At 71.7% G+C, this 13,590-nt stretch carries 13 protein-coding genes; 3 read left to right on the forward strand and 10 right to left on the reverse strand.

The features are described from left to right. The 3 genes from E1258_RS22250 to E1258_RS35970 form a co-directional block, all read right to left on the reverse strand. Positions 1 to 1,986: glycoside hydrolase family 9 protein (locus tag E1258_RS22250; protein WP_132404528.1), on the reverse strand; the 1,986-nt coding region annotated here is incomplete at its 3' end. A 320-nt stretch (positions 1,987 to 2,306) separates the two neighbouring features. Further along, entirely contained in the window at positions 2,307 to 2,633 is a 327-nt protein-coding gene (locus E1258_RS35965) for a hypothetical protein (protein ID WP_371688660.1), read from the reverse strand. A gap of 72 nt (positions 2,634 to 2,705) precedes the next feature. Continuing rightward, entirely contained in the window at positions 2,706 to 3,113 is a 408-nt protein-coding gene (locus E1258_RS35970) for a hypothetical protein (RefSeq protein WP_371688661.1), read from the reverse strand. 215 nt (positions 3,114 to 3,328) lie between these two features. Here E1258_RS35970 and E1258_RS22260 point away from each other — a divergent pair, with 215 nt between their 5' ends. Continuing rightward, positions 3,329 to 3,601, forward strand: a complete 273-nt coding sequence (locus E1258_RS22260; RefSeq protein WP_207919670.1) for a VOC family protein — start codon at positions 3,329 to 3,331, stop codon at positions 3,599 to 3,601. A gap of 70 nt (positions 3,602 to 3,671) precedes the next feature. Here the strand turns inward: E1258_RS22260 and E1258_RS22265 are convergent, their stop codons facing one another. Together E1258_RS22265 and E1258_RS22270 are read right to left on the reverse strand one after the other, a co-directional pair. Next, the gene (locus E1258_RS22265) at positions 3,672 to 4,742 is read right to left on the reverse strand and encodes a GNAT family N-acetyltransferase (protein ID WP_132404532.1); all 1,071 of its coding nucleotides are present in this window, start codon (positions 4,740 to 4,742) and stop codon (positions 3,672 to 3,674) included. Between the two features lie 278 nt (positions 4,743 to 5,020). After that, positions 5,021 to 5,728: an amino acid-binding protein gene (locus E1258_RS22270; protein ID WP_036374912.1), complete on the reverse strand. Its 708-nt coding sequence runs from the start codon at positions 5,726 to 5,728 to the stop codon at positions 5,021 to 5,023. 150 nt (positions 5,729 to 5,878) lie between these two features. On the opposite strand from E1258_RS22270, the gene E1258_RS22275 reads away from it, so the two are divergent. Both E1258_RS22275 and E1258_RS22280 read left to right on the forward strand, forming a co-directional pair. Then, positions 5,879 to 7,150 carry a phosphotransferase family protein gene (locus E1258_RS22275; RefSeq protein ID WP_132404534.1) on the forward strand — a complete coding sequence of 424 codons (1,272 nt, stop codon included), beginning with the start codon at positions 5,879 to 5,881 and terminating at the stop codon, positions 7,148 to 7,150. Beyond that, positions 7,150 to 8,361, forward strand: coding sequence for an acyl-CoA dehydrogenase family protein (locus tag E1258_RS22280; RefSeq protein ID WP_132404536.1), 1,212 nt, complete (start codon positions 7,150 to 7,152; stop codon positions 8,359 to 8,361). The genes E1258_RS22275 and E1258_RS22280 overlap by 1 nt, the downstream gene beginning before the upstream one ends. A gap of 41 nt (positions 8,362 to 8,402) precedes the next feature. On the opposite strand, the gene E1258_RS22285 is transcribed toward E1258_RS22280, so the two are convergent. The 5 genes from E1258_RS22285 to E1258_RS22305 form a co-directional block, all read right to left on the reverse strand. Continuing rightward, on the reverse strand, positions 8,403 to 9,011 hold the full coding sequence (locus E1258_RS22285; RefSeq protein ID WP_132404538.1) for a hypothetical protein: 609 nt from the start codon (positions 9,009 to 9,011) through the stop codon (positions 8,403 to 8,405). 179 nt (positions 9,012 to 9,190) lie between these two features. Then, positions 9,191 to 10,237: a LacI family DNA-binding transcriptional regulator gene (locus tag E1258_RS22290; protein ID WP_132404540.1), complete on the reverse strand. Its 1,047-nt coding sequence runs from the start codon at positions 10,235 to 10,237 to the stop codon at positions 9,191 to 9,193. Between the two features lie 87 nt (positions 10,238 to 10,324). Beyond that, positions 10,325 to 11,758, reverse strand: coding sequence for a GH1 family beta-glucosidase (locus tag E1258_RS22295; protein WP_132404542.1), 1,434 nt, complete (start codon positions 11,756 to 11,758; stop codon positions 10,325 to 10,327). Then, positions 11,755 to 12,654 (reverse strand): carbohydrate ABC transporter permease, encoded by a 900-nt coding sequence (locus E1258_RS22300; protein WP_132404544.1) that lies wholly within the window; start codon positions 12,652 to 12,654, stop codon positions 11,755 to 11,757. The genes E1258_RS22295 and E1258_RS22300 overlap by 4 nt, the downstream gene beginning before the upstream one ends. A gap of 13 nt (positions 12,655 to 12,667) precedes the next feature. Next, complete coding sequence (locus E1258_RS22305; protein WP_207919671.1) at positions 12,668 to 13,585, reverse strand: carbohydrate ABC transporter permease; 918 nt, start codon at positions 13,583 to 13,585, stop codon at positions 12,668 to 12,670. Positions 13,586 to 13,590 lie beyond the last annotated feature (5 nt).

Below are 13,590 nucleotides of genomic sequence, written 5' to 3' on the forward strand. Positions count from 1 at the left end.
GCCGGGGACGGTGGGCGGGGTGGTGTCCGAGGGGGTCGAGGTCGGCTCCGTACCCCAGACGAGGGTGCTGCCGGCGTACAGCGTCACCTTCTTGTTCGGCCCGGCCGTGGCCTGGTACGACGGGTCGTTGGTCGGGTCCCAGGTGCCGCCCTCCGGCACGCCGATCTTGAACTGCACCTCCATCCGGTGCTGCGACTGTCCGGCCGGGGCGATGGTGTGCCCGGTGCAGTCGACCTCGACGTACCAGATGTCGCCGCTGAGCTGCTTGGCCGCCGACGGCGACGGGCAGCCCTGGGTGTAACCGGGGGTGACCTGGACGGTGGTGCTGCCCTCGGGGCGGAAGTAGTAGCGGAACTTCCCGTTGGTCAGCGCGCGGGCCGGGAACGCCGACTTGTTGTAGACGATCGCCTTGAGCCCGGTGGCCCGGGGCTCGGCCTGCATCACCGTGGTCTCCACGGTCAGCTCGTCGATGTCCGGCTTCTCGATGCCCGGGAAGCCGGCGAGCGGGGTGCCGCCGTACTCGGAGGAGAGCCGGGCCAGCGCGGAGGTGAAGCCGGCGTTGTAGTCGGTGGCGACCTCGTTCATCACGTAGTCGGACCGGCTGTCGGTGTACGCGTCGTTGGCCGAGGACGGGCCGCCGACGAGCGCGCCGAAGAGCACATGCCGGGTCTCGGTGGGCACCGTCTGGCTGTCCCACCAGGAGCCGTGCGCCGTGCGGTGGTGCGGGTTGCGCGGCGCGTTGGCCCCGAACCCGATCTGGTAGCTGGACTTGCGGGGGTTGTCGCCGAGCGCGTAGTTGATCTGCCGGACGGCGAAGTCGTGGTAGCGGGTCTTGCGGGTCGCGTCGGCGGTCTTGTCGCTGTAGACCAGCGCGGCGAACGCGGTGTTGGAGGCGTAACGCAGCGCGCCCCAGGAGTCGAGCACCGCCATTCCGCCGGGCGAGTACGGCACCCGTTGCCCGTTGACACCCACGGTCCAGTAGTCCAGCCACCGGTTGGCGTCGTCGACGTACTTCTGCTTACCGGTCAGGTTGGCCAGCAGCACGTACGCGCCGAACTGCTTGTTGTCCCAGGCGATCGTCCACTTGTAGGAGCGGGTGGTGGACTGCGGCTCGGTGCCGAGCTTGTCGTACTCGCTCTCGGCCTTGGCGAGGTAGCTCGCGTCGCCGGTGGCCCGGTACAGCCAGATCGCGCCCCAGACCAGCTCGTCCTGCCATCCGCTCCACGACTTGTAGAATTTCGTCGCGTCGGTGATGCACTCGTGGTAGCTCTTGCGCACCGTGTCGGCGAACGTGTAGAGCTGCTTGGCGTGGGTGAGCAGCTTGTCGGCGTAGGCGGCGTCGGTGGGCCGGAACACCATCGACGACGCGGCCATCGCCGCCGCCGTCTCCCCCGCGAGGTCCGCGCCGCCGCAGCTTGAGTCGATCTTGTACGCGGGCCGCGCCATCGGCATCACCTCGGCCGGGCCCCACCACTTGTGGTCGTCGTCGCCGTTGCCGACCTGTCCGTAGAGGACGTTCGGCGCGGGGTGCGCCTTGACGAAGTAGTCGTTGACGAAGCGCAGGTTGTTGAGCAGGTGGGTGAGCTGCCCGGAGGCGACGTACCCGTCGCGGTACTCGACCGCCCCCCAGGCGAGCATGGTGGCGCTGAACGCCATCGGGAAGCCGAACTTCACGTGGTCGCCGGCGTCGTACCAGCCGCCGGCGAGGTCCACCCCGACGTCGGAGCCGTCGGTGAGCGCCGAGTCCCCGCGCCAGGAAACCCGGTTCCAGGTCGGCTTCTTCCCTGACTGCTGGGCCTCGTAGAAGAACAGCGACTTCTGCAACGCCTCGGCGTAGTTGAAGGCGGGCGCGGCGGCGACGGGCGCGGCCTGCGGGGCGACGACGCCCACGGCGAGGCCGCTGGCCAGGGCGGCGCCGGCGGCGAGCAGGCGGCGCAGCCAGGGTCGGCCGCGCGGCGACCGGGACGGCCGGTTCGGGTGACGCATCTGCGAACTCCTGACGGCTGGCGCCCGGCGGCCCCGACCGGACGCGGGACGGCGTCGGCTGGGTCGGGGCCGCCGGGGGCGGGTGGTGGGGGTCTCCGAGGAGGCGCGGGAGCGCTCCCATGGATGCTCGACAATGTATCCAGCGGATTGCACACTTGGGAAGACCCCCGTGCCACGAGGCTCGTGCGTCGCGAGGGCTGAAAGCGTTACGCCGACACGCCGCCCGATAACGACATTCCCCTCCCCGAAGGAGGGTTAGACACGGATTCTTCCCAGCTCAGGCTGTTCGTCCGATCCCCCGGCAGGGCCCGGTGCAGCGATCATGTGACGTCCCCTCGGCTCTCCTTCGGAGGAAACCTCATGTCACAGCGTCGGCGCGTGACGCGCGCGGTCCTCACCGCGACCGCCGCCACGGCCTGCCTCGCCCTCGCCACCCCGGCGTGGGCGTCGGCCACCATCGGCCTGAGGCCGGCCCACAAGGACAAGACGGCGTCCTTCTTCGAGCAGAAGTGCGACGACGAGCGCTTCGCGAACCTGCCGGACGACCACGACGGCTGGCACTTCGTGCTGCCCGGCAGGGCGAACGGCGACTTCGAGACGCTGAAGCTCACCTTCTCCGACGGCACCGACGACGTCACGGTGAACATCCCGGACAGCTCGGACGCATACCCGGACTTCTTCTACTCCACCGGCGGCAACAACCCCCGGCAGATCCACGCCTACCTCTTCACCCCGGCCGGGTGGACGCTGGTGGACGGGTCCGCCACGATCAGCGGGACCGGGACCGTCTTCAACGTGAGCCACGCCTGCGAGGGCGAAACCCCGACCCCGACGCCGACCCCGACGCCGCCGGTCTCGGAGTCGCCGCAACCGTCGGAGTCCCCGCAACCGTCGGAGTCCCCGCAACCGTCCGAGACCCCGCAGCCGTCCGAGACCCCGTCGGCGTCCGAGTCGCCCACCCCGTCGGACTCGGCCTCGCCGACGACCTCCGCCTCCCCCTCCGGCGGTACCGGTGGCGGGGACCTGCCGCTGACCGGCGTGGCCGTCACCGGCATGGCGCTCACCGGCGTCGCGCTGATCGGCGGCGGCGTCGCCCTGATGACGCTGCGGCGTCGCCGGGACCGCATCACCTTCACGGGCTAGGTGCAAGGAAGGGCCCCCTGTTAACGCTTTCGGTAGAGCAGGGGGCCCTTCTTAACATCCCGTGCGGCAGTACGGTCACCGGGTGACAGGATCGCGCAGGTTTCGCTGGGAGTGTCCGACTGCGAGCGGGCGGGCCGGTTCTGGGCTGCCCCTGGGCTACGTGCGTCGGCCGCCACGCTAACCGGGCGACGACTGGATCGTGCTCGTACCGCCGCCCGGGGTGCCCGGCACGGCGCTGGCGATGGACCTCAGCGGGAGCCCGGTTGAGCCGTACCCCCGGGTGCACCTGGACCTGAACGCCGGGGGCCGCGACCTTGAGGACGAGGTGGAACGCCTCGTCGGGCTCGGTGCCCGGCGGGTGGACTGGCCGCACTACCCTGCACGGCTCGAACCGGGTGCTTCCACGTACGTCGTGCTCGTCGACACCGAGGGCAACCGATTCTGCGTCAGCGGCCGGTCGCGTACCCGCTGATCAGATCGGCCGGGCGCCGGGACCTCACCGAGGGACGCGGCCGGGACCGGGCCAGTGAACGGATGCGCCGTCAGCGGTGGCGGCTTTGGGCCAGCACCACCCCGGCCACGGCGGCGGCGGTCACCGGCACGCTGACGGTGACCAGGGAACCGTCCCGCTCGGTCGCCGTCGGCCGGGCGAGCCGGTGCAGGGTACGCAGCATCGGAGTGTTCTCCGCCTGGACGTGCAGCACCAGGGCCGCGAGGCCGACCCGCTCGGCGTGCCCCATCAGCCGGCGCAGCAGGGCCGTGCCGATCCCCCGCCGCTGCCAGTCGTCCCGCACCAGCAGCGCCACCTCGGCCTCGTCGCCTTCGGTGAGCAGGCTCGCCATCGCGACGACGACCGGCTCCGCCGCCCCGCCGGAACCGGTCGTCGTCGCGATGAGGGTCAGGCCCTGAGCCGGCTCCACCAGCCGGCGCAGCCGGGCCGGCGCGGGCGGTGCCGCCCCGCCGAGGTAGCGGCGTTGCAGAGTCCGCGCCGAGCAGCCCTCATGCAGCTCCAGCACGCCGGTCAGGTCGTCGGCGGTGGCGGGCCGGACGACCGCCTCCGCGCCGTCGGGCAGGAGCAGGGTGACCTGGTCGGCGGGCCGCCGGCTCGCGGTCGCCGCCAGTTCGGCAAGTGCCTGGGCCCGGGCGTACTCCGCCGGGGTGAAGCTCGGCGCGGCCCGGCTCAGCTCGTACGACCCGCCGGTGGGGTCGGGCAAGACCATCGTCGTGCCGGTGACGCCGCCCGCGACGGCCGCAGGCCGCCAGGTCACCTCGTCGGCCCCGAGCAGCGTCCGCAGCGCCTCCCCCGCCAAGTCGGGGTCACGGACCAGCCGGGTGGCCAGGCCGAGCACCCGGGTGGGCTGGTCGGCGAGGCCACGCGCCTCGCTACGCGCCACCCAGCAGTCGCGGCCCCGGCCCCGCTCCACGGCGGCGATCAGCCCCGCCTCGTCGAGCGTGTCCGGCGCGTCGACGAGGAAATCGTCGACCGCGCCGACCTCGGTGGTGTGCACCTGCACGGTGAGGATGTTGACCCCACGCAACGCGAGGCTCGCCGTGAGCACCGACAGGTAGCCCGGCCGGTCGTCCACGGTGGCTCGGATCCGCCAGAGCGCCATGGTTGTCTCCCTTCGCCCGCCTACGACGATGCCGGTCGGCTGTTGCCGGCCCGTTGCCCGGGGGTGACGTCACGGAACCCGCGCGCATGAGCATTGCCACAGGTGGTGACCCATGCCACGCCTGGTCGGCGACGTGGAACGGGACGACAGTGCGACGTGGGACAGGACGACAGTACGGACCCGGCCGCATCGGCCGGGTCCGTACTGGTGCCGCCGGCGCGGGCCCCGCATCGGGACCCAGCTCCGGCCGACGGGCCCCGCACCGAGGCCCGACAATCTCACCCGCCGGCCACCACTGGCGGGGTGCCCACCAGGTCCAGCCGGTCACCGAGGATGACCGCGCTGGCCCGGACCAGCTGGGCGAGCCGGTCCACCTCGGTGGAGTGGAAGGCGGCGGGGCTCAGCGTCTCAGTGTGGTCGCGCGCCACCACCAGCACCAGCCCGGCCCGGCCGAACGGCGCGATGGCGTAGTGGGTGCCGTCGACGGCGGTCATCGCGCGGGCCCGCAGCGGGGTGATCTCGGGCAGCTGCGCCGGGACGGGCACCCGCCAGCTCGCGTGCGCCACGGTGGCGTCCCCACCCCCGCCGCCGGTGCGTGAGGCCCAGTCCAGCGGGACCACCGCCGCCACCGACCAGTCCGCCGCGAGCAGCCCCGGCACCGCGTCGACCAGGGTGGCCAGCCCGTCGGCCGGGTTGCCCGCGACCTGGGCCAGCAGCTCGGCGTCCTGCCCGGTGGTGGTCGGCGCGCCGATCGCCCGCCAGACGCCGTCCACCCGTACGCCGGGGATGGCGGCCAGGCCGGCCAGCAGCCGCTCGACCCGGGAGGCGCCCGGCCACACCACGGTGAAGTCGTCGACCGCCCGCCCGCCGAGCCGTTCCAGGACGACGACCTGGACGATGTCGGCACCGGAGACGCCGAGGGTGCGGGCCACCTGGCCGAGGGTGCCGGGGCGGTCCGGTAGGGTCACCCGAACTCTCAGCAACATGATCGTCCCTCCGCTCGGCGGGCCGGCGCAGGGGCGGCCGGCAGGCTGGGCACCAGCCTGCCGGTTGACCATTTCGCCCCTGTTGCCGTGCCATGTCTCGGGGGAAAATCCCGCCTTGACAAGGGGGCTGAGCTGCCATCAACTAGTCGGATGACCGATCCGGCCGTCGTCGATTCGCGCACCGGCTCCGGTGCGGGCGCGGGTGCCCCGGAAGGTCTGGATCTCGATCGGCTCGCCGCCTACCTGGCCGTGCACCGCCCCGAGCTGGCCGCCGCGCCGCTGCGGGCCCGGCTCATCGCCGGCGGCAAGTCCAACCTGACATACCTGCTCCGCTGCGGCGAGCACGCAACCGAGCGGGCGGACGGACAGGCAGGCGCGCGGACGGACGGACAGGCAACCGGGCGGGAGGTGGTGTTGCGCCGGCCGCCGCTGGGTCACGTGCTCGCCACCGCGCACGACATGGCCCGGGAGCACCGGATCATCTCGGCGCTCGCCCCCACCGCCGTCCCGGTCCCGGCGGCGCTGCTGCTCTGCACGGACACCGGCGTGATCGGCGCGCCGTTCTACCTGATGGAAAAGGTCGACGGGGAGGTGTTCCGCAGCCGGTCGCAGACCGACGCGCTGACCGCCGGGCAGCGCCGCGACCTGACCATGACGATGGTGGACACCCTCGCCGACCTGCACGCGGTCGACCCGGCCGCCGTCGGGCTGGCCGACTTCGGCCGCCCCGAGGGTTTCCTCGGCCGGCAGGTCCGGCGCTGGGCCCGCCAGCTCGACCAGTCCCGCAGCCGCCGGCTGCCCGGGGTCGACGAGTTGCGCGACGCGCTCGCCGGCTCGGTGCCCGAGGGGGCGAACGCCGGGCGGATCGTGCACGGCGACTACCGGCTGGACAACCTGCTCGCCACGGTCGACACGACCACGGCCACCGGGGCCGCCCCGGCGACCGGGGCCACCACGACCGCCACCGCCGCCGGGACAACAGCCGCCGGGGCCGACGGGGCCGCCGTCGAGGGGACGACCGCCGCGGCCGGGCCGGGCGCGGTGTCGGTGCGGGCCGTGCTGGACTGGGAGATGGCCACCCTCGGCGATCCGCTGGCCGACCTCGGGCTCCTGCTGACGTACTGGGACGTGCTCGGCGACAGCGAGGCCGCCGCCGGCAATCCGGTCGCCGACGGGCTCGGCCCGCGCGCCGGCTTCCCCACCGGCGGCGAGCTGATCGAGCGGTACGCCCGCCGCGCCGACGCCGACGTCGGGCCGCTGCACTGGCACGTCGCCCTGGGCTGCTTCAAGCTCGCGGTGATCTGCGAGGGGATCCACTACCGGCACACCCTCGGGCAGACGCTCGGCGGGGGCTTCGACCGGATCGGCGACATGGTCGCACCGCTGGTCGAGCACGGTCTGCGCGCAGTCAGGGAGAAGTGATGGACTTCCAGTTCGACGCCCGTACCGAGAAGCTGCGCGCTCGGCTCGGCACCTTCCTGGAGGAGTGCGTGTACCCGGCGGAAGCGGTGCACGCCGAGCAGATCGCGGCGGCCGGCGACCCCTGGTCCCGTTCGCCCGTGCTGGAGGAGCTGAAGGCCGAGGCACGCCGGCGCGGCCTGTGGAACCTGTTCCTCCCCGACACCCGCTACGGCGCCGGGCTGACCAACCTCCAGTACGCGCCGCTGGCGGAGCTGACCGGGCGCAGCCCGCACCTGGCCCCGGAGGCGGTCAACTGCGCCGCCCCGGACACCGGCAACATGGAACTGCTCGCCGAGTTCGGCTCGGAGGCGCAGCGGGACCGGTGGCTCAAGCCGCTGCTGGAGGGGGAGATCCGGTCCGCGTTCTGCATGACCGAGCCGGAGGTGGCCTCCTCCGACGCCACCAACATCGCCACCCGGATCGTCCGCGACGGCGACTCCTACGTCGTCGAAGGACGCAAGTGGTGGTCGTCCGGGGCGATGGACCCCCGCTGCGAGATATTCATCGTGATGGGCAAGACCGACCCCGGGGCCGACCGGCACCGCCAGCAGAGCATGATCCTGGTCCCCCGCGACACCCCGGGGGTGACCGTACGGCGCGGAATGACGGTCTTCGGCTACCGCGACGCCCCACACGGCGGCCACGCGGAGATCGACTTCACGGGTGTCCGGGTGCCGGCGGAGAACCTGGTCGGCGCGGAGGGCGCGGGCTTCGCCATCGCGCAGGCCCGCCTCGGCCCGGGGCGTATCCATCACTGCATGCGGCTGGTCGGCATGGCCGAGCGGGCCCTGGAACTGCTCTGCCGCCGGGCCAACCAGCGGATCGCGTTCGGCCGTCCCCTCGCCGAGCAGGGCGTGGTCCGGGAGTGGATCGCCGAGTCCCGGGTCCGGATCGAGCAGGCCCGGCTGCTGGTGCTCAAGACCGCGTGGCTGATGGATACCGTCGGCAACCGGGGCGCGCACACCGAGATCCAGGCCATCAAGATCGCCACCCCGGCGATGGCGGAGTGGGTGATCGACAAGGCCATCCAGGGGTACGGCGGCGCGGGCGTCAGCCAGGACACCCCGCTCGCCGGTCTCTGGGCCCAGGCCCGTACCCTGCGCCTCGCCGACGGCCCGGACGAGGTCCACCGGTCCTCCCTGGCCAAGCGCGAGCTGCGCCGCTGGGCCTGACCAGGCGCACCGGGTCGTCCCCGGGCCGCGCCAGTGAGGGGTCAGACCGACACCAGGTCGCGCCAGGCGATGTTGTTGTTGTGCCGGACGTTGGTCACGGTGTCGCTGGTCAGGAACGGCAACGGGTCGTTCGGTGAGTCCCAGACGGCCAGCAGGGAGAAGTGACCGGGGCCGGGCACGGCGGTCCACGTGACCGCCACAGTCGTCACGCCCGGCACGACGGTGACGGTCCGCGAGGTGATCGGGGTCCAGTCCGTCGGCCAGGACAGACCGCCGCCCGGACTCGTCCGGTAGAACCGCAGCACCCCGCTGTCGGTGCCCGACCCGTACGGCCCGGGATTGCGCAGCTTGACGAAGATGTGACTGGTCGTGCCGGCGACCGGAAACTGGCTGGTCGCGCACTCCACCGACGTCGGGCAGACCTTGATGTCGGGACTGGCCCAGATCGGGGTGCCCGCGTGCGGCTGCAGGCCGACGTCGCCAGCGACATCCTTCATCCAGACGTCGGTGACGGTCATGATCCGGTCCGGTTCCGCGGCCGGTCGGGCGGCAACGGCAGGGGTGGTGCCGGTGGCCAGCAGGGCGGCCAGGGCCGGGCCGACGCACAGGGCCAGGGCCACGCGGCGGGCGCGGCTACCGAGGTTTGCCATGACAGCGGTCTCCCATCGACAGTGGCGCCGACCCGGAGAACTTCCCGCACCGGCGTGGTCTTGCCTTCAGGAGCCGACGTGCGGTGCGGAGATACCGGCTGGCGGCACGGGCTTTCCCGGATGACGCCAGGCCGGACCAATCAGACAACGCGCCTCCCCGTCCGGTCGCGGGAGAACACTCAGGCGGAGGCGCGGCGGACCATGTGGGTGTCGAGGAGGATGTGGTTGGTGGGGATGTCCGCGCCCCGGATGCGGGACACCAGCAGGTGGGCCATCTGCCGGCCCATCTCCTCGACCGGCTGGAAGACGGTGGTCAGCGGCGGCTCGGCCTGCCGGGCCACCGGTGCGTCGTCGAAGCCGATCACCGCCACGTCCTCCGGCACCCGCCGGCCGGCCTCGCGCAGCGTCCGCAACGCGCCGAAGGCCATCAGGTCGGAGGCCACGAAGACCGCGTCGAGGTCCGGGCAGACCTCCAGCAGCCGGCGCATGCAGGCCGCCCCGCTGCCCTCGCTGAAGTCGCCGTACGCGATGAGGTCGGGGTTGAGGCCGGCCCCGGTGGCCTGGACGGCCTCGCGGTAGCCGGTCAACCGGGCCAGGCCGGCGCCCATGTCCTGGGTGCCGGCGATGGTCGCAATGCGCCGCCGCCCCCGGGCGAACAGGTACTCCACCGCGTGCCGGGCACCGCCGACGTTGTCCACGTCGACGTAGTACGCGGGCTGCGCACCCGGCTGGAGCATCCGGGCCGGCCGGCCGCCGAGCACGGTCGGCAGGCCGCGCTCCTCCAGCAGGGTGGGCAGCGGGTCGGAGTCGTGCAGCGACAGCAGCAGCACGCCGTCGACGTGCTGGTTGGTCAGGTGGTGCTCGACGCGTTCCCGCTCGACCGGCGACTGGGCCATGGCCAGCCAGAGCTGCATCGGGGTCTCCAGCAGCCCCGAGCTGATCCCCCGGACGATCGCGGCGAAGAACGGCTCGGTGAAGACCCGGTCCCCGGACTCGGAGACGACCAGCGCCACCGAGTCCGTCCGCTGGGTGACCAGTGCCCGGGCGGCGCGGTTCGGCACGTACCCCAGCTCGGCGATGGCCTGTTGCACGGCGGCCCGGGCCTCCGGGCTCACCTGGGGTGAGCCGTTGACCACCCGGGAAACCGTGCCGCGCCCGACGCCGGCGCGCGCGGCGACCGCGTCAAGGGTCGGGCGCCCGAGCGACCGGGTGCGCTGCGTTGTCATCGTCTGCTCCTCCGACATGGGCGACCCGGTGCGCCCCGGGTTCGGGGACGGGCACCGGGTCCACCCGTCACTGGCTGGCCGTGTGCCCTATTCTGCGGCCAGACCGTTGCGTCGGATCACCTCGGCGTACCACCTGGCGCTGGCCTTCGGGATGCGAATCTGGCTGTCGTAGTCGACGTACACCATGCCGAAACGCTTGGTGTAACCCCAGGCCCACTCGAAATTATCCATCAGCGACCAGGCGAAGTAGCCCCGCAGGGGCACCCCTGCACCGATCGCCGCGTGTGCCGACCGCAGGTGCGAGTCGAAGTAGGCCAACCGGTCGGCGTCGTCCACCTGACCGTCGACCACGACATCAACGAACGCCGAACCGTTTTCGGTCACGTAGAGCGGCAGGTCGGTGTACTCCCGATGGACCCGATCCAGGGTCTCGACGAGCCCGGGCGCGTCGATCTCCCAGTCCATGTCGGTCACCGGGACACCTCGGGTGACGAACCGGACGTCCTCGCTGCCCGGCCAGCAGGTCGGTGCCCGCCAGTACTCCTCCGGCTGCTCCCCCTCGACGGGGGCGGCGACCACGTGCCGGCTGTAGTAGTTGATCCCGACCAGGTCGAGCGGCGTCGAGATGGTCTCCAGGTCACCGTCGCGCACGTGCCCGAAGTCCGTCACCGACGCCAGGTCCGCCTGGAGGTCCGTCGGGTACGAACCGCGCAGCACCGGGTCGAGGAAGAACCGGTTGGCCAGCGCGTCGATCCGCCGGGCCGCGTTCGCGTCGGCCGCCGAGTCGGAGGCCGGGGTGACCGGGTAGAGGTTCAGCGTGATGCCGAGTTGGGCCGCCGGGCGGGACGCCCGCAGCGCCTGCACGGCGAGACCGTGGCCGAGCATCAGGTGGTGCCCGGCCCGGACCGCGTCCGCCCCGTCGGTACGCCCCGGCGCGTGCGCGCCGGAGCCGTACCCGAGGAACGCCGAGCACCACGGCTCGTTGAGGGTGGTCCAGTAGCGCACCCGGTCGCCGAGCGCGTCCGCGACGAGCTGGGTGTAGTCGGCGAACCGGCCGGCGGTGTCCCGGGCCGGCCAGCCGCCGGCGTCCTCCAGCGGCTGCGGCAGGTCCCAGTGGTAGAGGGTCAGCCACGGCTCGATGCCGTGGCCCAACAGCTCGTCGACCAGCCGCCGGTAGAAGTCCAGACCCTCGGCGTTGGCCGCGCCGGAGCCACCCGGCTGCACGCGCGGCCAGGACACCGAGAACCGGTAGGACTTCAGGCCCAGCTCCGCCATGAGGCGCACGTCTTCGGGCATCCGGTGGAAGTGGTCGCAGGCCACGTCGCCGGTGTGCCCGCCGACGGTCCGTCCCTCGGTGTGGCTGAAGGTGTCCCAGATCGACCGGGTGCGGCCGCCCTCCGTGGCCGCGCCCTCGATCTGGTACGCCGCGGTCGCGGCACCCCACAGGAAGCCGGGTGGGAAGGCCAGGTCCGTGCCCTGGTCGAGGACGCCGACGGCGGGCGGACGGCTCGGATCGCTCACGACTTGACGGCACCTTCCATGATCCCGCCGATGATCTGGCGGCCGAACAGGACAAACACGACGAACAGCGGGAGCGTGGCGACCAGCGTGCCCGCGAAGATCTGCGAGTTGTCGGCGAAGTACGCCGTGTTGAGGCTGCGCAGCGAGATCTGCACGGTCGGGTTGGCAGGGTCGGCGAGCACCACGAAGGGCCAGAAGAACTGGTTCCACTGCTCCATGAAGGTGAGCAGGCCCAGCACCGCCGCCGCCGGCCGCAGCGCGGGCACGACGACGTGCCAGTAGACGCGCCAGGTGGAGCAGCCGTCCACCCGGGCCGCCTCGATCAGCTCGTTGGGCACGGCCTGCTCGGCGTACTGGCGCATCATGAAGATGCCGAAACCGCCGATGAGGAACGGCACCGTGACCGACGGCATGGTGTTCAGCCATTCGAGCTTGGCCATCAGGATGTACAGCGGCAGAACGCCGAGCTGGATCGGGACCATCATCGAGGCGAGAATGATCAGCAGCATCGCGTTCTTGCCACGGAAACGCAGCTTGGCGAAGGCGAAACCGGCCAGGGAGCCGAAGAAGACGGTGGCGATGGTGATCGTCCCGGAGACCAGGAACGAGTTCATCAGCCCCTTGACGATGTTGGCGTCGCCGTTCTCCAGCACCCGCTGAATGTTCTCGCCGAGCTTGCCGCCAGGCAGGAACGGCGGCGGCCAGGAGTTGGCCGCGTCGTTCGTCCGGGACGCAATGACGATCATCCAGTAGAACGGGAACAGCGAGAGGATCACGCCGAAAACCAGCCCGACCCAGGTCAGCGGGGTCGCCTTCCAGAGCCGGTCGGCCTTGTGGGCATCGCGCCGCGGCCCCCCGGCCGGGCGCGCAGGTGGACGGAGCGTCGTGGTCGTCATCTGGGCGCAACCCTCACTTGTCGGAACTGATGCGGCGGGCGAGCAGATAGTTCACCAGCGACACCAGCGCGATGAGCAGGAACAGCACGAGGGCCACCGCGCCGGCGTACCCCCAGCGGAACCGCGTGTTCATCACGTCGAGCAGGTACATGGTGATGGTCTGGAACTGCCCCTCGGAACCGCCGGAGAGCGCCCCCGAGCCGCTGGTGAACATCAGCGGCTCGGTGAAGAGCTGGAGCCCGCCGATGGTCGAGACGATCAGCGTGAAGATGATCGTCGGGCGGAGTTGCGGGATGGTGATGGACCAGAACTGCCGAAGTCGGGAGGCACCGTCCAGCGCCGCCGCCTCGTACATGTCCTTGCTGATCGACTGCATGGCGGCCAGGTAGATCAGGGCGTTGTAGCCGACCCACCGCCAGTCGACCATGGTGGAGATGGCGAACCAGGAGGCGTAACGGTTCGCCCGCCAGTCGATCGGGTCGAGGCCGACCAGGTCGAGCGCCCAGTTGGCGAGGCCGAACTCCTTGGCGTAGATCATCGAGAAGATCAGTGCGACCACGGCGGTGGAGGTGATGATCGGCATCGCGATGGCCATCCGGAAGAAGGTCTGCGCCCGCAGCTTCCGGTTCAGGGCATTGGCCAGCACCAGTGCCAGCATCAGCTGCGGCACGGTGGAGAGCAGGAAGATGCCGAACGTGTTGACGACCGCGTTCCAGAACTGCGGGTCGTTGGTCAGCAGCTCGACGAAGTTGTCCAGGCCGACGAAGCTGATCGTGGCGTTCAGCGGCGACCGGTCGGTGAGCGCGATCCAGACGGTGTAGATGATCGGGTACGCGCTGAAGACCGCGAAGATTACGAAGAAGGGCAGGACGTACAGGTACGGGGAGAGCTTCAGGTCCAGCCGGGTGAAAGAGGCCGGGCGACGGTGCACGGCAC

This window comes from Micromonospora sp. KC207 (assembly GCF_004348615.1).
Lineage (GTDB): Bacteria > Actinomycetota > Actinomycetes > Mycobacteriales > Micromonosporaceae > Micromonospora.

Excerpts from the sequence above, each read along its gene's own strand:
- E1258_RS22290 (WP_132404540.1), bottom strand. The coding sequence starts at position 10,237 with ATGACAACGCAGCGCACCCGGTCGCTCGGGCGCCCGACCCTTGACGCG.
- E1258_RS22280 (WP_132404536.1), top strand. The coding sequence starts at position 7,150 with ATGGACTTCCAGTTCGACGCCCGTACCGAGAAGCTGCGCGCTCGGCTC.
- E1258_RS22265 (WP_132404532.1), bottom strand. The coding sequence starts at position 4,742 with ATGGCGCTCTGGCGGATCCGAGCCACCGTGGACGACCGGCCGGGCTAC.
- E1258_RS22285 (WP_132404538.1), bottom strand. The coding sequence starts at position 9,011 with ATGGCAAACCTCGGTAGCCGCGCCCGCCGCGTGGCCCTGGCCCTGTGC.
- E1258_RS22275 (WP_132404534.1), top strand. The coding sequence starts at position 5,879 with ATGACCGATCCGGCCGTCGTCGATTCGCGCACCGGCTCCGGTGCGGGC.
- E1258_RS22270 (WP_036374912.1), bottom strand. The coding sequence starts at position 5,728 with ATGTTGCTGAGAGTTCGGGTGACCCTACCGGACCGCCCCGGCACCCTC.
- E1258_RS35970 (WP_371688661.1), bottom strand. The coding sequence starts at position 3,113 with ATGCGGTCCCGGCGACGCCGCAGCGTCATCAGGGCGACGCCGCCGCCG.
- E1258_RS35965 (WP_371688660.1), bottom strand. The coding sequence starts at position 2,633 with ATGTTCACCGTGACGTCGTCGGTGCCGTCGGAGAAGGTGAGCTTCAGC.
- E1258_RS22300 (WP_132404544.1), bottom strand. The coding sequence starts at position 12,654 with ATGACGACCACGACGCTCCGTCCACCTGCGCGCCCGGCCGGGGGGCCG.